This window comes from Embleya sp. NPDC005971 (assembly GCF_040629175.1).
In the GTDB taxonomy this organism is placed as follows: Bacteria; Actinomycetota; Actinomycetes; order Streptomycetales; family Streptomycetaceae; genus Embleya.
In genome coordinates this window covers 168,150-193,215 of the sequence record NZ_JBEXUX010000010.1, presented here as the reverse complement: position 1 = coordinate 193,215, position 25,066 = coordinate 168,150, and the positions used below count along the sequence as shown (strand labels likewise).

Here is a 25,066-nt window from a genome sequence, read left to right as displayed (position 1 = left end):
GGACCGGGCCCATCTCCGCCGGTCCACGCCGACCGTTTAGCACAAGGCCACCCGCGCCCGACCCGACCAAGACGCGACCGCACGCCGAAACGGCCCGACCCATCCGCAAAAGCCCCTCTGCCGGGGTCCAAGCGCTTGGTCAGGCCTCCTGTGTCCGAACGTCGTCCAGCAGACTTGCTCAGACGAGCACGCCGCGGTGAGATGCCCACTTCCGGGCCGCTGCTGCCATTGCTCCGAGCCACGCTGCGTCCGGCTTGCGCTCGGCCAAGGTGCGGTACATACGCGCGGTGGCGCCGGCAAATGCGCCGATGGCGGTGGCGTCGGCTTTGGCCCAGGCCGTGCAATGGGATACCCAGGATTCCGCAGAGAGGGCGCTCTGTCCCGCCGCGATCAATCATGAAAGCTGCCGAGTAAGTTGGATGAGCGACGCTCTCGCGAGATCATGACCGGGGTCAAGGTGCTGACGTTCGACCATGAGGTCCATGGTCTTGATCCTCAGTGCTGCTTGCGGCGCGGACACCGCCGGCACGACTGCGCGTACCGCATCTGCACCAAAAGCAATGAAAAGATCCTAATGACCTACTCAATGAAACTACTCGCAAAGGCGCCTACCGAGCACTAGGCTCGCAGGCCATCAAGCCTGCTCCCCGCGCACGCGGGGATGGTCCCGACGGGTCGAGTGTCGTGATCCGGTCGGCGAGCTGCTCCCCGCGCACGCGGGGATGGCCCCGGGCCTTCGGTGCTCAGACGTGCCACCCAGTCCTGCTCCCCGCGCACGCGGGAAGGCTCCTCGGCGGACCTTGCCGGGCGGCCCCCCCACTCCGCCGTTGCCAGCGCTTTTCCGCACCTCGCGTTGCTGGCCGACCGAGCCCATTTCCGCTATGGATGGACTGCGGGCTATGGCGCGTTGACGCGTTCGGGTGTGCTGTGGGGCGTCCGGTTGCGGTGCCGATTGCGTGCGGTGGCGGCGCCGTTCGGGGGGCGATGTGAGCAGGTGTTATGGGTGGTGGGAACTGCCCTATCAGGTCACCAACTTCGTGATGAAGGTGGTGGGGGCGGTGCTGTCGGTCGAGTCCGTGGCCGGTCCGTTCACGAGTTCCTTCGCCGCGAGCGTCGCCACGCCGACCGGTCGTGTGTTCGTCAAGGCTGCGGAGGAGGCGACTGCGCCGTTGTCCGCTCGGGCGCAGACCAGTGAGATCGCGGCGAGCGGTGTCACGGGGGTTCTGTCTCCGCGTTGTTGCGGCATGGGGCGGTGGACGGGTGGCGAGTTCTGGTGTTCGAGCATGTGGAGGGGCGGCCGGTGCGGTTGTGTCTCGATTCGCCGGACCTGGCTCAGGTCGTGGGGGCCGTGGATCGCATCGGGCGGATTCAACCGGGTCGGACGGCCGTGTTGCCGACGCTCGTCGGTCGGTTGCGGGAGCATCTTCCGGCGGCGCGGAGTGGGCCGTTGTGGGGCAACCGTCTGCTGCACACCGACCTGACCTCGGCCAACATGAGCATCCGTGCCGATGGGCGACTCTCCGTCGTGGATTGGGGGCAGGTGGCGCTCGGGCCGCGTTGGGTGGAGGTCGGATACCTGGGCGCGGTGCTCCTGCGCGAGGGGCGCAACCTCGGGGAGGTGCGTCGTTGGATATGGCGATTCCCGGAGTGGCGTCGGACCCCGCTCGCGGTACGCCGGACCCTTGCGGATGCCATGGTCGGCCACGCGGGCGGTGGCGACGCCTGGTGGATCAGCCTCGTCGACACACCCATCGCCGGCTGACGCATGTTTGGTGCGCTGCCGACAGGCAGCGCACCACGGGGGAAGGGTCGGCGTCGGATGGGACCGGGGCGAGTCGGGTGGCACGCCGCGATGTTCGCGCGTTTCGTGGGACGGGTCCCGGGACCTGGTGCGGTGATACGTGGGTGCGCCCGGTGGCCCGGCCCGGGGCGCTCCGGCCGTGATCCAGGTGCGCGGCGAACGCCCGTGCCGGCGCATGTCGCCGTCGACGGCCCCTGGCCGGCGGGGTTCGGCGAGCCCCGACCGGGGGTGTTGCCTGCCGGCTTTCGCCGTCGGTGGCCTGTGTCGCCGGGTAGCGGGGCGGTGCGCAGCGCGGAGGTTGTCCGATGGGCCGGCCCGCTCGACCGGCCGGCGACCACGGGCTCGAGTCCGCCCGGCAGTCGGCGGCGGCCACGGATCGTCCGCCCGTCGGCGTGGGGCCGGACGGCTGCTGCGTCCCCGGCCGCGCCTTGGGGCCGGATGGGGTGGCCGCTGGGCACCGGCACCACCGCGCAGCGTGGTCGTATGGATCGAATCTGCGAGGTGCCTGGCTATCTATACCTTGCATCTGCGAGGATGAGCGCCGCACTCGGCGGCTTCTGCCGGCGTTTGTGGGTGTCGGCCTTGCTCTCTGGGAGAGGTGCGCGTGACTAGGATCCCGGCCGTGAACATGTTCGGGATCGGTGATGCGGCGGCTCTGCTCGGAGTGAGTGCGGACACGGTGCGGCGATGGGTGGACTCCGGTCGGCTCGACGCGCGGCGGGACGAGAACGGTCGGCGGGTGGTGGAGGGCGCGGCGTTGGCCGCGTTCGCTCGCTCGGCGGCGGCCGGGGACGCTCGTGCGGACAGTGAGCGGCTCGGCTGGTCGTCGGCGCGGAACCGCTTCCGCGGCATCGTCACCGACGTCCGCAAGGACACGGTGATGGCCCAGGTCGAGATCCAGGCCGGGCCGTACCGGGTGGTCTCGTTGATGAGCGCCGAGGCCGCGGACGAACTCGGCCTTGCGGTCGGGGTGCTCGCCACGGCAGTGGTGAAGTCGACGAATGTCATGGTGGAGCGGACCGAGGGAGCGCGCGAGCACTCCCTCGATTAGTGGGGAGTGAACACACGATGGGTGCAATGGGCACGGTGCGGACCCGACGTGCGGTCTCGGCCGCGTTGCTCGCGGGGGCCTTGATCGCCCTCGCCGGCTGCGGCAGCGACGACGACAAGGACGACAAGAAGGTCGGCGGGGCCACTCCGCCGGTCAATGCGAACACGTCCGCGCCCGCCGCCGGCGCCAAGGAACTCAAGGGCACCGTCAACGTGTTCGCCGCCGCGTCGCTGACCGAGACGTTCAGTGCGCTGGGCAAGCAGTTCGAGGCCGCGCACCCGGGTGTCACGGTCAAGTTCAACTACCTCGGCAGCTCGGCGCTGGCGGCGAGCATCAACCAGGGCGCGCCCGCCGACGTGTTCGCGTCCGCCGACGAGAAGAACATGAAGCTCGTCACCGATGCCAAGAACGCCGACGGCACGCCCACCGCGTTTGCCAAGAACACGTTGCAGATCGCGGTGGCGCCGGGCAACCCGAAGAACATCAAGTCGCTCGCCGACCTCAAGCAGGACGGCCTCAAGGTCGCCCAGTGCGCCCCGCAGGTCCCGTGCGGCGCCGCCGCCAAGACCGCCCTCGACGCGGCCGGCGTCAAGTTCACCCCTTCCACGCTGGAGCAGGACGTCAAGGCCGCCCTGACCAAGCTCACCCTCGGCGAGGTGGACGCCGCACTCGTCTACCGCACCGACGTCAAGGCGGCCGGCGCCAAGGCGGTCGGCGTGGACTTCCCCGAATCCGCGCAGGCGGTCAACACGTACCCGATCGTCCCGCTCGCCAAGGCGCCCAACGGCGACGCGGCCAAGGCGTTCGTGGCGTTCGTGCTGTCCGAGCCCGGCCGGACGGCCCTGACGGCGGCGGGCTTCCAGGCGCCGTGATCGAACCTCCCCGGGTCCCCGGCCGTCGTGAGCGATCGGTACGCCTGCGACCCACACGCCTGCGACCCGCACGCACGCGGGCCGATCGCTCCCGACGCGGCGGCGCGCCACTGGCACTGCTCGTACCCGGCCTGATCGGCCTGGTGTTCCTGGTGCTGCCGCTGCTCGGGCTGCTCATCCGGGCGCCGTGGAGCGACCTGGGGAGTCAGCTCGGCAGTACCGAGGTCCGCGAGGCGCTCAAGCTCTCGCTGTTCACCGCGACCGTGGCCACCGGCATCGTGTTGGTGCTGGGTGTGCCGTTGGCCTGGTTGTTGGCCCGGACCGAGTTTCCCGGCCGCCGACTGGTGCGGGCGCTGGTCACCCTGCCGCTGGTGTTGCCGCCCGTGGTGGGCGGTGTCGCGCTGCTTCTGGTGCTCGGCCGCAAGGGCATCGTCGGCGAGTGGCTGGACGACACTTTCGGCTACACGCTGCCGTTCACCACGACCGGCGTGATCGTGGCCGAGGCGTTCGTGGCGATGCCGTTCCTGGTGATCAGTGTCGAGGGTGCGCTGCGGGCGGCCGATCCGCGCTACGAGGAGGCCGCCGCGACGCTGGGTGCGTCCCGCTGGACCGCGTTCCGCCGGGTTACCCTGCCGCTGATCGCGCCGGGCGTGGCGGCGGGCGCGGTGCTCGCGTGGGCGCGCGCGCTCGGCGAGTTCGGCGCGACCATCACCTTCGCCGGCAACTTCCCGGGCAAGACCCAGACCATGCCGCTCGCCGTCTACCTGGCCCTGGAAACCGACCCGGAGGCGGCGATCGTGCTCTCCCTCGTGTTGTTGGCGGTGTCCGTGCTGATCCTGGCCGGCCTGCGCGAGCGCTGGATGACCACCTCATGACCGGCCCGTCCGAGGAGACTCGCCCGTCCGAGGAGACCGGCCCGTCCGACGAGACCCGCCCGGCACCCGCCCCCGGCCTCGACGCCCACCTCGTCGTCACCCGCGACGCCTTCCGCCTCGACGTTCAGCTCACCGCCGCCCCCGGCGAGGTGGTCGCCCTGCTCGGCCCCAACGGCGCCGGCAAGAGCACCGCGCTGCGCGCCCTGGCCGGCCTCACCCCGCTCGGCGCCGGCCACACCCGGCTCGCCGGCGTCGACCTGGAGGATCCGAAGCGGCGGCTGTACACCCCGCCCGAGCGGCGTCCGGTCGGCGTGGTCTTCCAGGACTACCTGCTCTTCCCGCACCTGTCCGCGCTGGAGAACGTCGCCTTCGGGCTGCGCTGTCAGGGCGTCGGCCGGCGCGAGGCCCGGAGCCTGGCGGCGGACTGGCTGGACCGGGTCGGCCTGGCCGAACACGCGGGCGTCAAGCCGGGCCGGCTCTCCGGCGGGCAAGCCCAGCGGGTGGCGCTCGCCCGCGCGCTGGCCACCCATCCGCGACTGCTGCTCCTGGACGAGCCGTTGGCCGCGCTGGACGCCCGTACCCGGGTGGCGGTGCGGGCCACGCTGCGTCGGCATCTGGCCGACTTCGACGGGGTCGCGGTGGTGATCACCCACGACCCGCTGGACGCGATGGTGCTGGCCGACCGGCTCACCGTGATCGAGGCGGGCCGCGCGGTCCAGAGCGGCACGCCGGCGGAGGTGGCCCGCCATCCGCGCACCGACTACGTGGCCCGTCTGGTGGGCCTGAACCTCTACCGCGGCAGCACCTCGGCCGGCGGCGTCGACCTGCCCGCCGGGCAGCGCCTGGTGGTGGCCGAACTCCCGGACGCCGACGAGGTGTTCGTGGCCTTCCCGCCGGCCGCGGTGACGCTGTACCGGACCCGTCCGGACGGCAGCCCGCGCAACCTGTGGCAGGTCGAGGTGGACGGCATGGAACTGCACGGCGACACCGTCCGGGTCGAACTGACCGGCCCGGTGCCGCTGCTCGCCGACGTCACACCGCTCGCCGTCGCCGAACTCGAACTGGCGCCGGGCAAGCCGGTATGGGCGGCGGTCAAGGCGACGGAGGCCCGCGCGTACCCCGCCTGACCACCGCACCCGGCGCACCGAAGCGGGCCCGCCGCGGGCACGTCGGGGCGCGATGACAGTGCGACCGTGCACCATGGTGTTCGTGACGAGCCTGACCACCACGGAAGCGACCCGCGCGCGGATGAGTCGCCAGCGCAGCAAGGACACCGGCGTCGAGGTCGCCCTGCGGCGCGTGCTGCACGGCATGGGCCTGCGCTACCGCGTGCACCGCCGCCCCCTCAAGGGCATCCGCCGCGAGGCGGACGTCGTGTTCGGCCCGACCAAGGTCGCCGTCTACGTCGACGGCTGCTTCTGGCACGGGTGTCCGCAGCACGCGACCTGGCCCAAACGCAACGCCGAGTTCTGGAAGGCCAAGATCGAGGGGAACCGCACCCGCGACCTGGACACCGACCGACGAATGGCCGAGGCCGGCTGGCTCGTGGTGCGGGTCTGGGAGCACGAGGACGCGGCCACGGCGGCGGCCAGGGTTCGGGATGCCGTGATCGCGAGGCGCGCGGCCGGCTAACCTGTCCGCATGGCACGACCCATCACCATGATCGACCTGTTCGCGGGCTGCGGTGGAATGACGTCCGGGTTCGCCGCCGCGAAGGGCTTTCGGCCGGTCATGGCGGTCGAGTGGAATCTGCACGCCGCCGCGACCTACGCCGCCAATTTCGGCGACGCGCACATGCGCTGGGGCGACATCGCGGAGATCCCGGACAGGGACATCCCGCGGGCCGACCTGATCATCGGCGGCCCGCCCTGCCAGGGCTTCTCCAACCTGGGCAGCCGCAACGTGGAGGACCCGCGCAACAAGCTCTGGAAGGAATACCTGCGCTTCGTGCGTCGGGCCAGGCCCAAGGTGTTCGTGATCGAGAACGTGGACCGCTTCCAGAAGTCCGCCGAGTTCGCGCTGCTGCTCGCCGAGGCGCAGCCCGGCGGCCTCCTGGAGGGGTACGTGCTCACCGACGCGCTGCTCCCGGCGGTGGACTACGGAGTCCCGCAGCGCCGCAAGCGGGCGATCGTGATCGGCTCCCGGATCGGCGAGATCAGCGTCCCGGAGCCGACCCACGGCCCCGGCCGATCGCAGCGCTGGAACACCGTGCGGGACGCGATCGAGCACCTGCCGCGCGTGCCCGGCACGACCAGCCTGCCGGTCTCCCGGACCGAGTTCTTCGGCCGCGTCGTGCCCGGCGTGTTCAAGGAGGCCGACCTGCACCTGGCCCGCACGCCGATCGAGCGCTCGCTGCTGCGCTACGACTGCGTGCCGCCCGGCGGCGGCCGCTTCGATCTGCCGGACCACCTGCTGCCGGACTGCTGGCGGAACAAGAAGACCGGGACGACGGACGTGATGGGCCGGATGCGCTGGGACCACCCGTCGCTGACCATCAGGACCGAGTTCTACAAGCCGGAGAAGGGCCAGTACCTGCATCCGCAGTGGAACCCGGAGGATCCGACCGACCGGGTCAACCGCCCGATCACGCATCGGGAGGCGGCCCGGCTCCAGTCCTTCCCGGAGACCTTCGTGTGGTGCGGCTCCAAGACCGAGATCGCCCGGCAGATCGGCAACGCGGTGCCGCCGCGGCTCGCGGAGGCGATCGCTCGGCACCTGAAGCCGCGATTGCAGGCCGCGCGGTAGGGGGCGACATCCCCTCCGCCGGGGCTCCGGGCTCAGGTGCTCGGCAGGTCCTCGTCCGCGCCGTCGTCCGTGCCCTCCGTGTCCACGCCGTACAACCGCGGCGGTAGCTGCTGCTCCGCCCAGTCCAGGTCCGCGTCCAGGTCGAGCCAGATCCGGTCGAGGCGGTCGGCCGGCGCGTCCAGGTGGATCGCGACCCAGGTGAAGATGCCGCACACGGTGGTCCGGTCACGGTCCGGTGCGACGATCTGGGCGGCGAACCAGACTGCCACCCCGGCGCGGGTGGGGATCAGGTACTGCTCGTCGTCCGGGGCCGGCCGGCCCGTGGTGGCGCAGCGCGGCGGTTCGAGGATCTTCATCCAGGTCAGCGCGGCGCCGGGAGCCTGGTCCTCGAAGCACTCGGTGACCGACTCGCGGATCGCGCCGGCCGGGTCGTCGCCGAGCCAGCCGAACCACGCGTCGTCCTGGAGCAGCTTGGCGAAGTCGTCCTGCGGCGGCCCGTGCCGCGGGTTCTCCCGGTACTCGCCGGTCAACAGCCCGTCCGGACCCACCACCCACGCGCCTCGGATCGCCTCGCCGGGGACGTAGCCGTTGGGGTCGTCGGCGAACGCCGGGTCGATCTCGGCGACCGACCCGCCCGGGCTCCGGGTGGCCGCGGCGAGCAGCCCCGGATCGTCCGGAACCTGCCGACGCGCTCCGGATTCGTCCCGGGACTCACCCATGTATGCCACTCTCCCGTGTTGTCGACGACGTCACAGGGCCATCGACCCGGCCCGCGACGAGTGCGCAATTCTCGCGCATCCGGCGCGGACCCGGTCGACCACCCTCGGGGCGGGGCAACTCCCGAGCCGCCGGCTCAGCGTCCCCAGGCGATGGTGATCGCGGCGGTGTGTTCGGCGACCCGTTCGCGGGCGTCGGCGGCCTCGGCGGGGCGGCCCAGGGCGTCGGCGAGGCGGGCCCGGCCGAGCCAGTTGTACGGGCTGGTCGGGCGCAGGTTGACGCGTTCGCTGAGCAGCGTCCGGGCCAGGTCGTGCCGGTCGCTCCGCAGGGCCGCCTCGACCAGGGTCTGCTGGATCGCGTCGCGTTGGGCGTGGCTGCCGCCGAAGGTGTTCAGGCGGTGTCGAATCGGGAGGAGCAGGTCGACGGTCTCGGTGTAGTGCCCCTGCTCGAAGGCCACCAGCGCGCGGCAGACCGGCAGTCCGACCGCCGCGGTCATCGTGTGGTTGGTCACGCCCGGGTGCGGATCGGCGAGCCAGGTCTCGCGGTCGCGGACCACGGCCTGCGCGTCGGCGATCCGGCCGGCGCCGAGCAGGGCCATCACCGCGTGGGTGTCGTTGAACGCGTAGTACGGGCCGTCCGCGCGGGCCGCCCACGCGTCGGCGAGCCGGCGCCAGCGCTCGACCTGCGGGTCGCCCGCCAGGTGCAGGCGCCACAACAGGGCCGAGGCGTCCAGCAGTTCCATCGCCAGGCCGGCCGACCGGTCGTGGTGCAGGACGGCGTCGTGGATGGCCAGCGCCCGATCGTTGGCCCCGGCTTCGATCGAGAACAGGCCGTAGTGCCACCAGTTGTGCACGTTCAGGTAGTTGCCGCCGGTCCAGTCGGCGGTCCGGGCGTCCATGAAGCGGATGCCCTCGGCGAAGCGACCCTGCATCTCGTACGTGTGCACCACCGCGTGGATCGCCCACACGTCGCGCGGATTCGCCGCCACCGCGGCCAGCCCGGTCTCTTCGGAGCGCGCGTAGTGGCCGGCCTCCTCCAGGCCGAACGCGGCCATGCCCAGCACCGGCCCGTAGTGCGGATCGTCCCGGTCCCACGCGCTGAGCACGCCGCCGACCCGGTCGCGCAACCGGAGCGCGTCGCCGGTGAGGAAGTCGATCTGATGGCCGACCAGCAGCGCGAGCGCGTCCCGGGGATACGCGACGACCAACTCGTGCAGGATGTCGCCGGCCCGGCGGATGTCGCCGGCCAACCACGCGTCGGCGGCCCGCAGATGCGCGACCTCGCGTGCGCCGACCCTGGTCGGGGTGGGCACGAACGCGGCGTAACGTTCGCGCGCGGCGGCGGCGTCGCGCGATTCGGTGCCCAACAGGCCGAGATAGGCCGCGAACACGTTGGCCATCGGCGCACCGGGATCGGCCGCCAGCGCCGCCTCGACCTCGGTGCCCACCTCCGGCCGGAAGAACAGCAGCGCGTCCAGCGCGCGTTCGTAGTGCCGGATCGCCTCCGGGCCCATGCCGGACAGGTCGAGCCCGTGCCGATCCACCGTGCTCATCGTGGGGTCCTTCCGTCGCGCCGGATCACCCCCGATTAAACACGGCACGGCGGGGGTCGGTCGGCATCGACCGCCGGGCGTCACCCGCACGTGACGCCCGGCGCGCCCGCTCAGGCGTGCGCGGGCCGTGCCGCGGCGAACTCCGACAACGCGGTGTCCAGGGGCGTCGCCGTTACGCCCAGGATCCTCGTCGTCAACGTCGCGTCGAGTGTGGAGTCGCCCTCGGTGAGGTAGAGCATCTCCTCGACCTCCGCCATGATCGGGTCCCGGCGGCCGATCGTGCGTACCTCCTCGGCGGTCATCCGGGTCAGGCGCGGCTCGGGCGAGCCGGTCAGCGCGGCGAGGCGGGCGGTCGTCGCCCGGATGGATCGGGTCGAGGACGGTACGTGCCAGGCTCGGCCCCACGATCGGGTGGAGCGTGCCGCCGCGACCAGGGTGCGGGCCACGTCGCCGGTGTACGTCCAACTCTGCGCCGCGTCCAGGTCGCCGGGGAGCGCGGCGGGGGTGCCGGCGAGCACGTGCGGGACGACCAGGAAGTTGTACAGCGAGTTCGCGCCCGCCCCGACGAAGTCGCTCGCGCGTACCTCGGTGACCCGTACCCGGCCCGCGTCGTGCGCGGCGAGCGCGTCGGTCCACATCGCGGCGCGCACCCGGCCCTTGACGGTGCTCGGCGCCATCGGCAGGTCCTCGGTCATCGGCCCGTCCACCCGGCCGTAGCCGTATACGTTGCCGAGCATCACATAGCGCGCCCCCGTGCGCTCCGCCGCCGTCAGCAGCGCGCCGGCCAGCGGCGGCCAGTCGGTGGGCCAGCGGTGGTAGGCCGGCATCGCGCAGTTGAACAACGTCTCGGCTCCTTGCGTGAGTTCGACCAGGCGGGCGGCATCGGTCGCGTCGACGGCGTGGCGTTCGATCAGCGGATGGTCCGGGCCGGTTCCGCGGCGGGTGAACACCCGGACCCGCTCGCCGGAGCCGGCGAGCAGCAGCGCGGTGGCGGTGCCGGTGGCGCCGGCGCCGACCACGACGTGGTGGGGGGAAGAGGACGAGGACATGCGTGCTCCAGGACAAAGAGGAGGGGAAGGAAGGGTGTCCGAAGGGGACGTGTCCAGCCTCCGTCCGCGCCGGGTCGTACGGTAGTGGCCGGAATGCCAAACATCCGGAGGTTCGGGCCATGCATCGAATAGCCGTCGTGGCCGTGCCACCGGTGACCACCTTCGACCTGTCCATCCCGGAACTGGTGCTCGGTGCGGTCGATGTGGTCGACGGCGTGGCCGGCTACCGGGTCCGGGTGTGTACCGCCGAGCCGGGCGCCGTGGTCGGCACCGGCAGCCTGGACATCGTGGTGCCGCACGGCCTGGACGCGATGCACGACGCCGACACGGTGATCGTCACCGGCACCGGTGCCCGTGCGGACGCGGACCCGCGCGTCCTGGCCGCGCTGCGTACCGCCGCGGCGGCGGGCAAGCGGGTGGCGTCGATCTGCACCGGCGCGTTCGTGCTGGCGCAGGCGGGCCTGTTGGACGGGCGCGCGGCCACCACGTACTGGACGATGACCGAGGAGTTCCGCCGCCGCTTCCCGGCCGTGGACCTGCGGCCGGACGTGCTGTACGTCGAGGACGGGCCGATCCTGACCTCGGCCGGCCTGTCCGCCGGGATCGACCTGTGCCTGCACCTGATCCGGACCGACTACGGCGCGGCCACCGCCAACATCGTCGCCCGCCTGGTCGTCGCGGCACCGGTACGCCCGGGCGGCCAGGCCCAGTTCATCGAATCCCCGCTGCCCCCGGAAAGCGGCGTATCGCTCGCCGGCACCCGGGCCTGGGCGCTGGCCCGCCTCGACGAACCCCTCACCCTGGCCGACCTGGCCGCGCACGCGAGCACCAGCGTGCGTACCCTGACCCGCCGCTTCCACGCCGAGACGAGCCTCAGCCCGTTGCAGTGGCTGCTTCACCAACGGGTGGACCGTGCACGAGAGTTGCTGGAGACCACCGACCTGTCGATGGAACTGGTCGCGCAGCACAGCGGCATCGGCACCACCGACTCGCTGCGCAAGCACCTGGTGCGCCGGACCGGGCTGACCCCGAGCGGCTACCGTGCCGCGTTCAGCCGGATTCGGGTCGATACCGCAGGTCGGGCCCGACGCAGGTCGCCGACCCGGAGTTTGTGAACCGGCCATTCGGCGTTGCGCCGGGTGTGGAACAGTCGCGACATGAACGATTCTGTTCGACCGGACCACGGCGAGGGTGTGGTGCAGGACTTCGATCACGACGACACGCCGTACACGTGCCACGGCAGCGGGAATTCCGAGGTCGGAGTGGCCTTCCCGGTGCCCGGGAGTCCGGCGTTGCTCCAGGTGGTCAAGCCGGCCGGAACCAGCCTGGATCTGTGGTCCGTGCCCGAACCCGGTTCGCCGTTCGGGGATTTCCTGTACTCGGCGCCCGAACAGGGCGAAGAGGGCAGCCTGTTGGTGCACGACACCGGTCCGGGCGCCCTGCGCATGCTCAAGGTGGTCAGCGACGGATCCTGGACGCTGCAACTGAAGGAACCCGGTGCGGCGCGCGAACTCGTCGACACGCTCGCGGGCCACGGCTGCGAGGTCGTGCGCTACGACGGCCCCGGGTGCGTGGCCACGCTGGTCGCCGACGTGCACGGGGCCGGGGGCAACGCGCGCATTCGGGTGTTGCCCGAATCCGGGGTGGCGGCATTCGCGATGGACCCGGCCGACTCGTCGGCCGAACAGGCGGACGACTCGGCCGAAGTCGCGTTCCTGGGTGCCGGTCGGTACGCCATCACCCTCGACGGCCCACGACTCGTGGTCGTACTGACCCGGGACGACTGGCAGTTGTCGACGGAGGAGGCCGGCCCGGAGGAGAGCGGTCCGCCTGCCGGGCCGCCGGCTCATCGCGGGATGGGCTCGCGCACGGTCGGGGTCACCCTGCCCGACCCCGATGAGCCGGCCGTCCTGGAGGTACTCGCGTTCGCGAACCTGTGCGTGAACGTGCCGGAATGGCCGCTTCGGGAAAACGTGTTCCACACCTACGAGGTGGGACCGGGGTACCCGACGCGCTATCTGCTGGTCCCCAAGCCGAGGCGCGGTGCTCCCGTCGAGATCGAACTGGAGGCGCGGGACGCCGAGTGGGAGCTGCGGGTCGTCCCGCCGGCCGGTGCGCAGCGGTTGGGTTCGCGCCACACGGGCCTGGGGAGCGACGTGCTGCGCTATGACGGGCCGCCGGCACGCCTGGTACTGCACGAGCCGACGGGTCGACCGACGATCCGCCGATGGGCCCGAAATCCGCTGGGGGAGTGGAGCTGTACCCGACTGAGCGGCGCTGCGGGGGACATGACATCGGTCATCGGTGTCGGCCTCGAACCGGACACGATCAGTGTGTCGGAGCAGGGCTCCTGGGTGATCTCGGCACTTCCGGTCGAGCACATTCGTGACTTCGACCGTTCGCTCACCGGACGTGGCCCGGAACTCGTTCGGTACACCGGACCCGATGCCACGCTCGACGTGCGGGCGGGAGCGGTCCGGGCGGCCCGGGTGATCGTGGGAATTCCGGCACTCGAACCGAATCGGGCCGGCCGCGACGCGGTGGCCGCCCGTAGCTCACTCCGCAAGGCCGGCAAGCCGGTGCGCTTCGAGGTGGCGGCCGGCTTCCTGACCGTCACCGCGGCAGAGGGGCAGTCCTGGCGGATCGAGGCACACCCACGATGAGCGCCCCGCCCGACCGGGCCCGAGGGCACGGAGAGGACGACACCCCGTTCACCCACCGGGGCTTCGGCGACGCGGACGTGGTGCTCGACGTTCCGGTGCGGGGTCGGATCGCCCTGGTCCGGATCGAGAGCGCGCCGGGTGAACAACTGCGTCTGTGGCGGATCGAGCGGCCGGGTGGACCGGTCGGGTGGTGTGCCTACGACGGGCCGGCCGAGGGCTCCGACGCGAGCATCTTGACCGTGGACGGGCAAGGACGCGTGCTGCGGGCGGTGCGGGTCCGGTGCGCCGGCGCGTGGTCGCTCCGGCTCAGGGACCCGGACGCGGTCCGGGAGTTCGAGCGCTCGATCGAGGGTGTCGGCAGCGAGGTGCTCCGGTATACCGGGCCGCTGGGGGTGGGCAGGCTGATCGGTACGCGATCGGGCGGGCCGGTCGACGTGCGTCTGTTGCCACCATCGGCGGGGGCGGACGCTGCGGCGGGGACCTGGCAGGAGATCGATCCGCATCCAGAACAGCCTTGGCAGTCCTGGGAGTTCGGCGTGGTCGGGCCACAGATGATGGTCGTCACCGCGCGCGGACCGTGGTCGATCGACGTCGAGCCGACACCGTCGATCCGGCCCGATCTGCCCGAGGGCACGTTCGTGCTGCACGGCGTGGGCGACCTCACGGCGATCGTGCCGATCCCGGACGCGGGCGAGGCCGCGGTGTTGGAGGTGGTCTGGGTGTCCGGGGCCACGTTCACCGTGGCGTGCGAGGCGTCCGGGGACTACGGGGCTCCCCGCCATCTGCTCGGGCCGGATCGGCCGTGTCTGCGCTTTCGGCTCGGCGCCGAACTTCGGGCGCGTGGTGTGCCGGTCCGGATCCTGGGGCGGGGGAGCGAATGGGAGCTGCGCACGACCACGCCCGGTGCCACGCGTACCGGTACCGGTCTGGGGGTGGCCGACTTCGACGCCGCCGAGGTGGCCGGCTTCCCGAAGCTGCCCATGCGGGTGATCCTCGGCCGCGACGCACCGGGCGCGGACGTGGAGTCGGGGGCCGGGCAGTGGCCGCGGCCGGCCTGGGCGCCCGGGGCGGAGGGCGACGCGGGGTCGTCTCCCGGCCGGGCGGCGAACCCGCCTCGACCCGGGCGCTCCTGGGCCCGCCGCCTGGTCGACCGGCTGCGGCGTTCGTCGGACTGACCGAGCCGCCCGGACACCCCCGTCCGGGAGGCGGTCACACCACCTCGAATTCGGCCTCCCGAATCCCCAGCAGCCGCCCCAGCTCGGCGCGCCCCACCTCGGTGGCCCGGACCGCGCGGCCCGTGCCGACCCGCTCGGTCCAGCCGCGGACTCGCAGGACCCGGCACAGTTCGGCGCCGGCCGTGCCCGCGAGGTGGTGGCGGCGTTCGGTCCAGTCCAGGCAGGGGCGGGCCAACGGGCGTTTGCTCGGCGTGGCCAGGTCGGCACCCAGGTCGGTGAACCAGGCGAGGCCGTCGTCGGTGAGCGCGAAGCCGGTGTCCTGCCGGAGCAGGTCGCGGTCGGTCAGCGCGTCGGTGATCGCCACGCCGAGCCGGCCGGCCAGGTGGTCGTAGCAGGTGCGACCCCGGGCCAGCGCCGCCCCGGCCGAGTGCGCGCGCAGCGAGTTCGCCGGCCGCGCGGTCGTGGGCGTCGCGTACGCGGCCAGGTCCTCGACCATCCGGGCCACCCCGGCGTCGGCCAGCCGCACGTAGCCGTGTCGACCCTGTCGCTCCCGGACCAGCAGGCCCCCCTCGACCAGCCTGGTCAGGTGCTCGCTGATCGTGGACGGCGCGACACCGCAGTGCCGGGCCAATTCGCCACCGGTCCAGGCACGCCGATCCAGCAGGGCCAGGCACACCGCCGCGCGGGTCTCGTCGGCGAGGAGCGCGGCGAGGGCCGCGAGCCGCGGGACGGAGTCCGGGTCGGTGGCGCGTGCGATCGAGTCCATGCCGCCATCATCGGCCGACGACGCTTCGGCGCGCGCCGAAGGGTGCGCCGCGCCGGGCCGCGTCGCGGTTTCGGCGCTCTGTCAGGATGGACGCGTGCTGCTACCTCTCGCGGGCGTCACCGTCGTCTCCCTGGAACAGGCCATCGCGGCGCCGTACGCGACCCGGCAACTGGCCGATCTCGGTGCGCGCGTGATCAAGATCGAGCGGCCCGGCGCGGGTGATTTCGCCCGTACCTACGACGAGACCGTCGAGGGACTGTCGAGCCATTTCGTCTGGGTCAACCGGGGCAAGGAAAGCCTCGCGCTCGACCTCAAGGACGAGCGGGCGGCGGAGATCCTGGACCGGTTGCTGGCCCGCGCGGACGTGTTCGTACAGAACCTGGCGCCCGGCGCGGCGGATCGCCTGGGGCTGGGCGCGGCGGAGCTGCGGGCCCGATTCCCCCGGCTGATCGTCTGTGGCATATCGGGCTACGGGACGTCCGGTCCCTATCGCGACAAGAAGGCGTACGACCTGCTCGTGCAGTGCGAGGCCGGGTTGTTGTCGATCACCGGCACGCCGGACACGCCGGCCAAGGCCGGCATCCCGATCGCCGACATCGCCGCCGCGATGTATGCCTTCACCGGCATGCTGACCGCCCTGTACGAGCGCCGGGTCACCGGCGAGGGCAGTTCGTTCGAGGTGTCCATGCTGGACGCGCTCGGCGAGTGGATGGGCTTCCCGTACTACTTCGCGACCTATGGCGGGACGCCGCCGCCGCGCACCGGGGCCCGGCACGCGGCGATCGCGCCGTACGGGCCGTATCGCGTCGGCGACGGCGGTCAGGTGTTCGTCGGCGTGCAGAACGACCGCGAGTGGGCCGCGCTGTGCGAGCGGGTGCTGGGTCGGCCGGACCTGGTCGAGGACCCGAGGTTTCGCAACAATTCGTTGCGGGTGGCCGGCAACGAGCGGCTCACCGAGCTGATCGAGGCGGCCTTCGCGGACCGCACCGCCGCCGAGATCGAGGCGAGCCTGGACGAGGTCGGCATCGCCAACGCCCGAATGCGCACCGTCGCCGAGTTCGCCGAGCACCCGCAACACGCCGCCCGGGACCGGTCGCGGCTGATCGACTCGCCCGTCGGTCCGCTGCGCGCGCTGCTGCCGCCGGTGACGGTGGCCGGCCGCGAGGCGGCGATGGGCCCGATCCCGGCGGTCGGCGAACATACCGCGGCGATCCTGGTCGAACTGGGCATCGAGGCCGACTGAGCGCTCGACGTGCCGGCCGAGCAGGGGCGCGGGGCGGACGCCGTGCCGGGCGCCTCGTTGGATGATGCCTGTATGGCTTACATCGACGGCGACGAGCACACCGGCCGGATGCGCGCGATCCGCGCCTGCGGCCGGATCCTGTCCGGGGTACGACCCACCACGGTCGCCGAACGGCTGGCCCGACTGACCGCGTACGCGGAGCGCACGCTCGACACGGACGCGTGGCCCGACGTCTACGCCGACGGCGGCGCGGTCGCCCGCCTGGAGGCCCGCACGGCCGAACTGCTCGGCACCGAGGCGGCGCTGCTGTTCCCGACCGGCACGATGGCCCAGCAGGTCGCGTTGCGCTGCCACGCCGGAGCCACCGGGTCCGACGTGGTCGGCATCCACCCCAGGGCCCATCCGCTGACCTACGAGCGGGACGCGGTCTCGGTGTTGTCCGGGCTCCGGCCGCTGGTACTCACCCACGGGCCCGGCCAGATCACCGCCGAGGACGTCCGCACCTGCGGTGAGAGGTTCGGCACGCTCTTCTACGAACTCCCGCTGCGCGACCACGGGTTCGTCCTGCCCGCGTGGGACGACCTGATCGCCGTCGTGCAGGCCGGGCGCGACCGCGACGCCGCGCTGCATCTGGACGGCGCGCGATTGTGGGAGAGCGCGGCGCATCTGGGGCGCTCCCTGAGCGAGATCGTCGACCTGTTCGACTCCGTCTACGTCTCCTACTACAAGGGCCTGGGGGCGAGTGCCGGAGCGGCGCTCGCGGGTGGCGCCGAACTGATCGAGGAGGCGCACGCGTGGCGGCACCGCTACGGCGGGCGGCCGTTCCAGGCCTGGCCGATGGCGCTGGACGCGCTCGCGGCACTGGAGGAGACCCTGCCCCGGCTGGACGCCTGGGTCGCGCACGCCGCGACGGTGGCGGCCGGCCTGGCCCGGGTGCCCGGGGCGATCGTGTTCCCGGCCGTCCCGCACACCCACCAATTCCAGATGTGGCTGCCCTATCCGGCCGCGCTGCTGGACCGGGTCGGCGTCGAGTACGCCGCCGAGCACGGGGTGTGGTTGGCCGGCCGCTGGACCGAGCCGGGCCCGCCGGGGCTTTCGTACACCGAGATCACCGTCGCCGAACCGGCCCTGGAGTGGACCGCCGACGAGGTCGCCGACGCGTTCGACGCGTTCGTGCGGCGGGTCCGCGCGAGCGGCTGACCGGGCGGGGCATGCTCCCGCGCCGGATCGATCCCCGGCTCGGGGCGGACGAGCGGGCCCGGTTGGGGCGGGCCGGGGCGGTGAGATGTGTCACCACCGGTGCCGACGCCGATCGGGGCATGTTGCGTCAAGGCGGGCCACTGAGCGATGCTGGCCCCGCGCCGGCCCTACCGGCGCGGGGAGGGCGTGGCAGGAACCCGGTGTGATCCCGGGACGGTCCCGCCACTGTGACCGGCTCCGTTGTACGACGTCCTCGGACGACTGCGACGTGACCGGGAGTCAGGAACTGCGCGTCTCACCCCGAGTCCGATGGGGCGAGGACCCCGGAGAGGCGCTCCAGGTGACGATTTCGTCCTGCCGGCGTTCTTGCGTACACAGCTTCGACCGCTGCGGTTTCCCCGTCGGTGAGCTGCCCGCTCGCCGTCGCGGCACGTTCGGCGACGGCACCCGCGACGGCGTCGCCGTTCGCGACATCCACCTCGTGGCTCGCCACGCCGGCATCGGCGGAGGCCCCCGGTGATCCTGCTCCTGTCGACCTCCGACACCGACCTGCTCAGCGCCAAGGCGAGCGAGGGCGACTGGCGCCTGGCCAATCCGGCCCGCGTCGAGCCGGCCGACCTGCCCGCGCTCCTGGACGGCACCGACCTGGTCGTGGTCCGCCTGCTCGGCGGGCGGCGCGCGTGGGAGGCGGGTCTGGACGCGCTGTTGGCCGGCCCGCGCCCGGTCGTCGTGCTCAGCGGCGAACTCGCCGCCGACGCCGCGCTGATGGAGCTGGCGACCGTACCCGCCGGGGTGAGCGCCCAGGCGCACGCCTACCTCGCCCAGGGCGGACCGGCCAACCTGACCCAGCTCCACCACTTCCTCTCCGACACGCTGCTGCTCACCGGGCACGGCTTCGAGCCGCCCGTCGAGGTGCCCTCCTGGGGCCGGCTGGACCGCTCGGCCCGGGAGATCGAGGGCCCGGCCGTGGGCGTGCTCTACTACCGCGCCCATCACCTCGCCGGGAACACCGCGTTCGTGGCCGACCTGTGCGCGGCGATCGAGAACGCGGGCGGCCGGCCGGTACCGATCTGGTGCGCGTCGTTGCGTGGCGCGGACGAATCGTTGTTCGCGGCACTGGGCGAACTCGACGCGCTGCTGGTGACCGTGCTCGCGGCGGGGGGCGCCGGTGGGGCCAAGCCCGCCGAGGTCTCCGCCGGCGGCGACGACGAACAGTGGGACGTCGGCGCGCTGGCGGGCCTGGACATCACCATCCTCCAGGCGTTGAACCTGACCACCAGCCGGGCCGAATGGGAGGCCGGCGACGCGGGCCTGTCGCCGCTGGACGCGGCCACCCAGGTCGCGGTGCCCGAGTTCGACGGCCGGCTGATCACCGTCCCGTTCTCGTTCAAGGAGACGAGCCCGGACGGGCTCACGCACTACGCCGCCGACCCCGAACGAGCCGCGCGAGTGGCCGGAATCGCGGTTCGACACGCCCGACTTCGGCACATTCCGGCCGGCGAGCGCAAGGTCGGCGTGGTGTTGTCCGCATACCCGACCAAGCACTCCCGGATCGGCAACGCGGTCGGTCTGGACACCCCGGCCTCCGCCGTCGCGCTGCTGCGCGCGATGCGCGCGGCCGGCTACGACGTCGGCGCGCTCGATGGCGCCGACGCGCTGCCCGGCCTCGAACCGCCGGACGGCGACAAGCTCATCCACGCGCTGATCGCGGCGGGCGGTCAGGACCCGGAGTGGTTGACGGAGGGTCAGCTCGAAGGCAACCCGGTCCGGATCTCGGCGGCCGACTACCGCGAGCGCTACGCGAAGTTGCCGCTCGGGCTGCGCGCGAACATCGAGGAACACTGGGGCCCGCCGCCCGGCGAGCTGTATGTGGACCACTCGCGCGATCCCGAGGGCGAGATCGTGCTCGCGGCGCTGCGCGCGGGCAACGTGATCCTGATCATCCAACCGCCGCGCGGCTTCGGCGAGAACCCGGTGGCCATCTACCACGACCCGGACCTGCCGCCGAGTCACCACTACCTGGCCGCCTACTGGTGGCTGGACGCGCCCGCCGGACCGGGCGGGTTCGGCGCGCACGCGCTCGTGCACCTGGGCAAGCACGGCACGCTGGAGTGGTTGCCGGGCAAGAACCTGGGCCTGTCCGCCGAGTGCGGACCGGACGCGGTGCTCGGCGATCTGCCGCTGGTCTACCCGTTCCTGGTGAACGACCCGGGCGAGGGCGCGCAGGCCAAGCGGCGTGCGCACGCGATCATCGTGGACCACCTGGTGCCGCCGATGGCGCGGGCCGAGACGTACGGCGACCTGACCCGGCTGGAGCAACTGCTCGACGAATACGCCAACGTGCAGGCGCTCGACCCGGCCAAGGGCCCGGCGCTGCAGGCGCAGATCTGGACGCTGATCCAGGCCACCAAGCTCGACCACGACCTGGGCATCACCGACCGGCCGCACGAGGCCGAGTTCGACGACCTGATCCTGCACCTGGACGGGTGGTTGTGCGAGGTCAAGGACGCGCAGATCCGCGAGGGCCTGCACATCCTGGGCAGCGCGCCCACCGGCGAGGGCCGGATCAACCTGGTCACCGCGATGCTGAGGGCCCGTCAGGTGTGGGGTGGCAAGGCCGCCGCGCTCCCGGGCCTGCGCGAATCGCTGGGCCTGGTCGAGGGCGGCGGTGCCTCGCGCACCGAGACCGACGACGCCGAGGACCGCGCCCATCGCCTGGTCGCGGCGATGGAGGCGGGTGGCTGGGACCCGGCCCGGGCCCTGGCCGTCACACACGAGGTGCTGGGCGCCGAATCGGCGGCGGTCGCCGACGTGTTGGCGTTCGCCGCGACCGAGATCGTGCCGCGCCTGGACCGCACCGGCGACGAGATCGGCGCGGTGCTGCACGCCCTGGAGGGCGGCTACGTCGCGGCCGGGCCCAGCGGTTCGCCGCTGCGCGGGCTGGTCAACGTGCTGCCGACCGGCCGCAACTTCTACACGGTGGACCCGAAGGCGATCCCGAGCCGACTGGCCTGGGAGACCGGACAGGCCCTCGCCGACTCGCTGTTGGCCCGCTACCGCGCGGACAACGACGGCGACTGGCCGCGCTCGGTGGGCCTTTCGGTGTGGGGCACCAGCGCGATGCGCACCAGCGGCGACGACATCGCCGAGGTACTGGCGCTGCTCGGCGTGCGTCCGGTGTGGGACGACGCGTCGCGGCGGGTGACCGGCATCGAGGCGATCTCGCTCGCCGAGCTGGGCCGCCCCCGCGTGGACGTCACGGTGCGCATCTCCGGGTTCTTCCGGGACGCGTTCCCGCACGTGGTGCTGCTGCTCGACGACGCGGTGCGGCTGGTCGCGGAGCTGGCCGAGCCGGACGAGGACAACTACGTCCGGGCGCACGTGCGCGCCGACACCGCCCGACACGGCGACGCGCGCCGAGCCACCACGCGCGTGTTCGGCTCCCGGCCCGGCGCCTACGGCGCGGGGCTGCTGCCGCTGATCGACGCGCGCACCTGGCGCGACGACGCGGACCTGGCCGAGGTCTACGCGACCTGGGGCGGCTACGCCTACGGCCGGGGCCTGGACGGGGTGTTCGCCCGCGAGGACATGGAGGACGCATACCGCAGGATCGCGGTGGCGGCCAAGAACACCGACACGCGCGAGCACGACATCGCCGACTCGGACGACTACTTCCAGTACCACGGCGGCATGGTCGCCGCCGTGCGCGCGCTGACCGGCACCGCGCCGGCGGCCTACATCGGCGACTCGACCATGCCCGACGCGGTCCGCACCCGCACGCTCCAGCAGGAGACCGCCCGGGTCTTCCGGGCCCGGGTGGTCAACCCGCGCTGGATCGAGGCGATGCGCAAGCACGGGTACAAGGGCGCGTTCGAGCTGGCCGCCACGGTGGACTACCTGTTCGGCTACGACGCCACCACCGGTGTGGTCGCCGACTGGATGTACGAGCGGCTCGCGGGCGAATACGTCCTGGACGAGACCAACCGCGAGTTCATGCGCACGTCCAACCCGTGGGCGCTGCGCGGCATCGCCGAACGGCTGCTCGAAGCCGCCGACCGAGGCATGTGGGAGAAGCCGGAGGCCGCCACTCTGGAGGGCCTGCGTGAGGTCTACCTCGACGTCGAGGGCGACCTCGAAGGCGGCGAGGACGCGGGGGATGCCTGAGCGGGACGCCCCGACGCCGACCCGGACGGTGTCCGTGGTCGGGATCGGGGACGACGGCTGGGCCGGACTCTCCGAGGCGGCCCGGGCGTTGGTGGGCGCTGCCGACGTATTGGTCGGCGGCGCGCGGCACCTGGCCATGGTGGAGGGGGTGGCGGCCGAGCGGGTCCGCTGGCCGTCGCCGTTCTCGGTGGACTTCGTCGCCGCCCTGGCCGGGGCCCGGCAGGTGTGCGTGCTGGCCAGCGGGGACCCGATGTTCTACGGCGTCGGGGCCGCGCTGGTCCGGGAGTTGGGCGCCGAGCGGGTCGTCGTGCTGCCGGCTCCCTCGTCGGCCTCGCTCGCGTGTGCGCGGCTGGGCTGGTCGGTGCAGGCCGTCCCGGTGGTCAGCGCGGTGGGCCGACCGCTGGCCGGATTGGCCGCCGAACTGTTCGCCGGGGCACGGGTGTTGCTGCTCAGCGCGGATGGCTCCACGCCGGGTCGGGCCGCCGCCTTGTTGGGCGAGTGCGGCTTCGGGACGAGCGCGGTCACCGTGTTGGAACACCTGGGTGGCCCGGCCGAGTCGACGTGGCGGGGCACCGCCGACGCGCTCGCGGCGGCTCCCGAGCGGCGGTTCGCGGACTTGAACGTGGTCGCGATCGAGTGCGCGGACGGCCCCGGGCTGAGTCGGGCTCCCGGTCTGGCGGATGATGCCTACGCCCACGACGGGCAGTTGACCAAGCGCGAGATCCGCGCCGTGACGTTGGCCGTGCTCGGGCCTCGTCCCGGCGAGTTGTTGTGGGACGTGGGCGCGGGCAGCGGCAGTATCGGCATCGAGTGGATGCGCACGCATCCGTCGTGCCGGGCTGTCGGCTTCGAGACCCGCGAGGACCGGGCCGAGCGGGCCCGGGCGAACGCGGTCGCGCTGGGCGTGCCGGCGTTGCGGATCGTGGTCGGTCGGGCGCCGGAGGCACTCCGCGAGCGGGTGGGCCGGGCCCCGGACGCGGTGTTCATCGGCGGTGGGTTGACCGTGCCGGGCGTGGTCGAAGAGTGCTGGGCCGCTTTGCGCCCCGGTGGCCGGCTGGTCGCGAACGCGGTGGTGGCCGAGACCGAGGCCGAGGTGTTGCGCCATCGTGCGGCGTACGGCGGGGAGTTGACGCGCCTTCAGGTCACCCGGTCCGCCCCCGTGGGCCGGTTCACCGGATGGCGGCCGGCGATGCCGGTCACCCAGTGGGTGGCGGTCAAGCCGCTTTCCGATGCGAACGAGGAGTAGTTCCATGACCGTGCACTTCATCGGCGCCGGGCCCGGCGCGGCCGACCTGATCACGGTGCGGGGGTTGCGGATCATCGCCGCGTCGCCGGTGTGCCTGTACGCCGGCGCGCTCGTGCCGCGCGAACTGGTCGAGGCGGCACCGCCCGGAGCCCGACTGGTGGACACCGCCGAGCTGAACCTGGACGAGATCGTCGAGGAACTGCGCGCCGCGCACGCGGCCGGGCACGACGTGGCCCGCCTCCAGTCCGGCGACACCTCGTTCTTCAGTGCGGTGGCCGAGCAGCAGCGCCGGCTCGACGCGCTGGGCATTCCGTGGGACATCACCCCGGGCGTACCGGCGTTCGCCGCCGCGGCGGCGGCGATGGGCCGCGAGCTGACGCTGCCCACGGTGGGCCAGACGGTGATCCTGACCCGGGTGGCGGGCAACGCGACGGCGATGCCGCCGGGCGAGGACCTGGCCACGCTGGGCCGGTCCGGCGCGCTGCTGGTGCTGCATCTGGCGGTCGGTCGAGTCGAGCGGGTGGTCGCCGAGTTGACCCCGCTGTACGGCGCGGACTGCCCGGTCGCGGTGGTCGCGCGCGCGTCCCGCCCGGACGAACTGATCGTGCGCGGCGAACTGGCGGACCTGGTGTCCCTGGTGCGCGACAACGGGATCAAGGCGGTGGCGATCATCATGGTCGGCCGGGTGCTGGGTGAACCGGGTTTCTGCGACAGCCACCTGTACAGCGAGATCCGCGATCGTGGCGAGCCGAGGCCGGTCGGGTGAGCGGCGCGGGTCCGGATCGCCGCGATCTAGGCCGGCGCGGCGCGGCCGACGATGGTGCCCGCGCGGTCGATCGCGATCACGTCGACGGTGATCGGGAGTTCGCTGCCGCGCAGCAGCGACCGGGCGGCGTCGCGGGCGGCTTCCGCGACCGCGTCGCCGAGCGGGACGTCGGCCGCCCGGGCCAGTTCGAGCGCGTGCAGGGCGGTGTTCGCGGCGCGGATGTGCGCGGCCAACGCGGCGTCGCCGCCGACCGCCGCGGCCCGGTCGGCGAGCGCGTCCAGGTTCACCTGCGAGCGACCCGAGTGCAGGTCGAGATGGCCGTCGGCGAGCTTGGAGAGCTTGGCGAAGCCGCCGGCGATGGTCAGGCGCGGGATCGGGTGCCGACGCAGGTACTTGAGCAGCGCGCCGGCGAAGTCGCCCATGTCCAACAGCGCGGTGCCGGACAGGCCGCACACCTGCGCCCCGACCCGCTCCGAGGTGGTGCCGGTCGCGCCGAGCACGTGTGTCTCGCCGGTGGCCAGCGCGACGTCGATGCCGCGCCGGATCGAGTCGATCCAGGCCGAGCACGAGTACGGGATGACGACGCCGGTGGTGCCCAGGATGGACAGCCCGCCCAGGATGCCCAGGCGCGGATTCCAGGTCTGTTCGGCGATCCGGGCGCCGTCGTCCACGGACAACTCGACCGTGACGTCGCCGGTACCGCCGTGCGCGGCGGCCACCCGGGCCACCGCTTCGCGGATCAGCTTGCGTGGCACGGGATTGACGGCGGGTTCGCCGACCGCGAGCGGGAGGCCGGGCAGGGTCACCGTGCCGACGCCGGGGCCGGCCCGGAAGGTCACCCCGGTGCCGGGCGCCGCGTGCCGGACGGTGGCCCGGATCAGCGCACCGTGGGTGACATCCGGGTCGTCGCCGGCGTCCTTGACCACACCGGCCATGGCGACCCGGGTGGGCGCGGTGAGCTCCTCGACGGCGAGCGCGAACGCGGGCGTCTGGCCGCCGGGCAGCCATACCGTCACCGGGTCGGGGAACTCGCCGGTCAACAGGGCCTGGTAGGCGGCGGTCGTCGCGGCGGTCGCACACGCGCCGGTGGTCCAGCCGCGGCGCAGACGATCGGGGCCGGTCATCGGTCGAGGAGCCAATCGTGAGCGGGTCGAGCGGGTCGAGCGGATCCGGTGGACCCG

At 72.9% G+C, this 25,066-nt stretch carries 21 protein-coding genes and 1 riboswitch; of the genes, 15 read left to right on the top strand and 6 right to left on the bottom strand.

Annotation, left to right across the window (positions count from 1 at the left end):
• Nucleotides 1-1,021: 1,021 nt before the first annotated feature.
• Nucleotides 1,022-1,216, bottom strand: coding sequence for a hypothetical protein (locus tag ABZ374_RS12350; RefSeq protein ID WP_360309860.1), 195 nt, complete (start codon nt 1,214-1,216; stop codon nt 1,022-1,024).
• Nucleotides 1,217-1,447: 231 nt separating this feature from the next.
• Between ABZ374_RS12350 and ABZ374_RS12345 the strand changes: the two genes are divergently transcribed.
• From ABZ374_RS12345 to ABZ374_RS12315, 7 genes are all read left to right on the top strand, one after another.
• Nucleotides 1,448-1,762 (top strand): phosphotransferase, encoded by a 315-nt coding sequence (locus ABZ374_RS12345; protein ID WP_360309858.1) that lies wholly within the window; start codon nt 1,448-1,450, stop codon nt 1,760-1,762.
• A 661-nt stretch (nt 1,763-2,423) separates the two neighbouring features.
• Nucleotides 2,424-2,852 carry a helix-turn-helix transcriptional regulator gene (locus ABZ374_RS12340; protein WP_360309856.1) on the top strand — a complete coding sequence of 143 codons (429 nt, stop codon included), beginning with the start codon at nt 2,424-2,426 and terminating at the stop codon, nt 2,850-2,852.
• A gap of 26 nt (nt 2,853-2,878) precedes the next feature.
• Nucleotides 2,879-3,724, top strand: a complete 846-nt coding sequence (modA, locus tag ABZ374_RS12335) for a molybdate ABC transporter substrate-binding protein (protein ID WP_360309854.1) — start codon at nt 2,879-2,881, stop codon at nt 3,722-3,724.
• A gap of 59 nt (nt 3,725-3,783) precedes the next feature.
• The gene (locus tag ABZ374_RS12330) at nt 3,784-4,599 is read left to right on the top strand and encodes an ABC transporter permease (protein WP_360309866.1); all 816 of its coding nucleotides are present in this window, start codon (nt 3,784-3,786) and stop codon (nt 4,597-4,599) included.
• On the top strand, nt 4,596-5,726 hold the full coding sequence (locus ABZ374_RS12325; RefSeq protein ID WP_360309853.1) for an ABC transporter ATP-binding protein: 1,131 nt from the start codon (nt 4,596-4,598) through the stop codon (nt 5,724-5,726). The genes ABZ374_RS12330 and ABZ374_RS12325 overlap by 4 nt, the downstream gene beginning before the upstream one ends.
• A 73-nt stretch (nt 5,727-5,799) precedes the next feature.
• Nucleotides 5,800-6,231 carry a very short patch repair endonuclease gene (locus ABZ374_RS12320; protein WP_360309851.1) on the top strand — a complete coding sequence of 144 codons (432 nt, stop codon included), beginning with the start codon at nt 5,800-5,802 and terminating at the stop codon, nt 6,229-6,231.
• Nucleotides 6,232-6,240: 9 nt separating this feature from the next.
• Nucleotides 6,241-7,344, top strand: coding sequence for a DNA cytosine methyltransferase (locus ABZ374_RS12315; protein ID WP_360309849.1), 1,104 nt, complete (start codon nt 6,241-6,243; stop codon nt 7,342-7,344).
• A 32-nt stretch (nt 7,345-7,376) separates the two neighbouring features.
• Here the strand turns inward: ABZ374_RS12315 and ABZ374_RS12310 are convergent, their stop codons facing one another.
• From ABZ374_RS12310 to ABZ374_RS12300, 3 genes are all read right to left on the bottom strand, one after another.
• The gene (locus ABZ374_RS12310) at nt 7,377-8,063 is read right to left on the bottom strand and encodes a hypothetical protein (protein ID WP_360309847.1); all 687 of its coding nucleotides are present in this window, start codon (nt 8,061-8,063) and stop codon (nt 7,377-7,379) included.
• A 134-nt stretch (nt 8,064-8,197) separates the two neighbouring features.
• The gene (locus ABZ374_RS12305) at nt 8,198-9,613 is read right to left on the bottom strand and encodes a tetratricopeptide repeat protein (protein ID WP_360309845.1); all 1,416 of its coding nucleotides are present in this window, start codon (nt 9,611-9,613) and stop codon (nt 8,198-8,200) included.
• 110 nt (nt 9,614-9,723) lie between these two features.
• Nucleotides 9,724-10,662, bottom strand: a complete 939-nt coding sequence (locus ABZ374_RS12300) for an NAD-dependent epimerase/dehydratase family protein (protein ID WP_360309843.1) — start codon at nt 10,660-10,662, stop codon at nt 9,724-9,726.
• 119 nt (nt 10,663-10,781) lie between these two features.
• Here ABZ374_RS12300 and ABZ374_RS12295 point away from each other — a divergent pair, with 119 nt between their 5' ends.
• The 3 genes from ABZ374_RS12295 to ABZ374_RS12285 are packed head-to-tail and all read left to right on the top strand — an operon-like array spanning nt 10,782 to nt 14,500.
• A complete protein-coding gene (locus ABZ374_RS12295) occupies nt 10,782-11,777 on the top strand; it encodes a DJ-1/PfpI family protein (protein WP_360309841.1) in 996 nt (331 codons plus the stop codon).
• A gap of 42 nt (nt 11,778-11,819) precedes the next feature.
• A complete protein-coding gene (locus ABZ374_RS12290) occupies nt 11,820-13,325 on the top strand; it encodes a hypothetical protein (protein ID WP_360309839.1) in 1,506 nt (501 codons plus the stop codon).
• Nucleotides 13,322-14,500: a hypothetical protein gene (locus ABZ374_RS12285; protein ID WP_360309837.1), complete on the top strand. Its 1,179-nt coding sequence runs from the start codon at nt 13,322-13,324 to the stop codon at nt 14,498-14,500. Before ABZ374_RS12290 ends, ABZ374_RS12285 begins: the two co-directional genes overlap by 4 nt.
• A gap of 34 nt (nt 14,501-14,534) precedes the next feature.
• On the opposite strand, the gene ABZ374_RS12280 is transcribed toward ABZ374_RS12285, so the two are convergent.
• The gene (locus tag ABZ374_RS12280; protein ID WP_360309835.1) at nt 14,535-15,266 is read right to left on the bottom strand and encodes a winged helix-turn-helix domain-containing protein; all 732 of its coding nucleotides are present in this window, start codon (nt 15,264-15,266) and stop codon (nt 14,535-14,537) included.
• Between the two features lie 94 nt (nt 15,267-15,360).
• Here ABZ374_RS12280 and ABZ374_RS12275 point away from each other — a divergent pair, with 94 nt between their 5' ends.
• From ABZ374_RS12275 to cobM, 5 genes are all read left to right on the top strand, one after another.
• On the top strand, nt 15,361-16,509 hold the full coding sequence (locus ABZ374_RS12275; protein ID WP_360309833.1) for a CaiB/BaiF CoA-transferase family protein: 1,149 nt from the start codon (nt 15,361-15,363) through the stop codon (nt 16,507-16,509).
• A gap of 72 nt (nt 16,510-16,581) precedes the next feature.
• A complete protein-coding gene (locus tag ABZ374_RS12270) occupies nt 16,582-17,709 on the top strand; it encodes a beta-eliminating lyase-related protein (RefSeq protein ID WP_360309831.1) in 1,128 nt (375 codons plus the stop codon).
• Between the two features lie 190 nt (nt 17,710-17,899).
• Nucleotides 17,900-17,998, top strand: a riboswitch (cobalamin riboswitch).
• A 227-nt stretch (nt 17,999-18,225) separates the two neighbouring features.
• Nucleotides 18,226-21,873, top strand: coding sequence for a cobaltochelatase subunit CobN (gene cobN, locus ABZ374_RS12265; protein ID WP_360309829.1), 3,648 nt, complete (start codon nt 18,226-18,228; stop codon nt 21,871-21,873).
• A complete protein-coding gene (gene cbiE, locus ABZ374_RS12260) occupies nt 21,866-23,119 on the top strand; it encodes a precorrin-6y C5,15-methyltransferase (decarboxylating) subunit CbiE (RefSeq protein WP_360309827.1) in 1,254 nt (417 codons plus the stop codon). The genes cobN and cbiE overlap by 8 nt, the downstream gene beginning before the upstream one ends.
• Before the next feature lie 4 nt (nt 23,120-23,123).
• Nucleotides 23,124-23,885 carry a precorrin-4 C(11)-methyltransferase gene (gene cobM, locus ABZ374_RS12255; RefSeq protein ID WP_360309825.1) on the top strand — a complete coding sequence of 254 codons (762 nt, stop codon included), beginning with the start codon at nt 23,124-23,126 and terminating at the stop codon, nt 23,883-23,885.
• Between the two features lie 26 nt (nt 23,886-23,911).
• On the opposite strand, the gene ABZ374_RS12250 is transcribed toward cobM, so the two are convergent.
• Nucleotides 23,912-25,009: a cobalt-precorrin-5B (C(1))-methyltransferase gene (locus ABZ374_RS12250; protein ID WP_360309823.1), complete on the bottom strand. Its 1,098-nt coding sequence runs from the start codon at nt 25,007-25,009 to the stop codon at nt 23,912-23,914.
• Between the last annotated feature and the right edge of the window lie 57 nt (nt 25,010-25,066).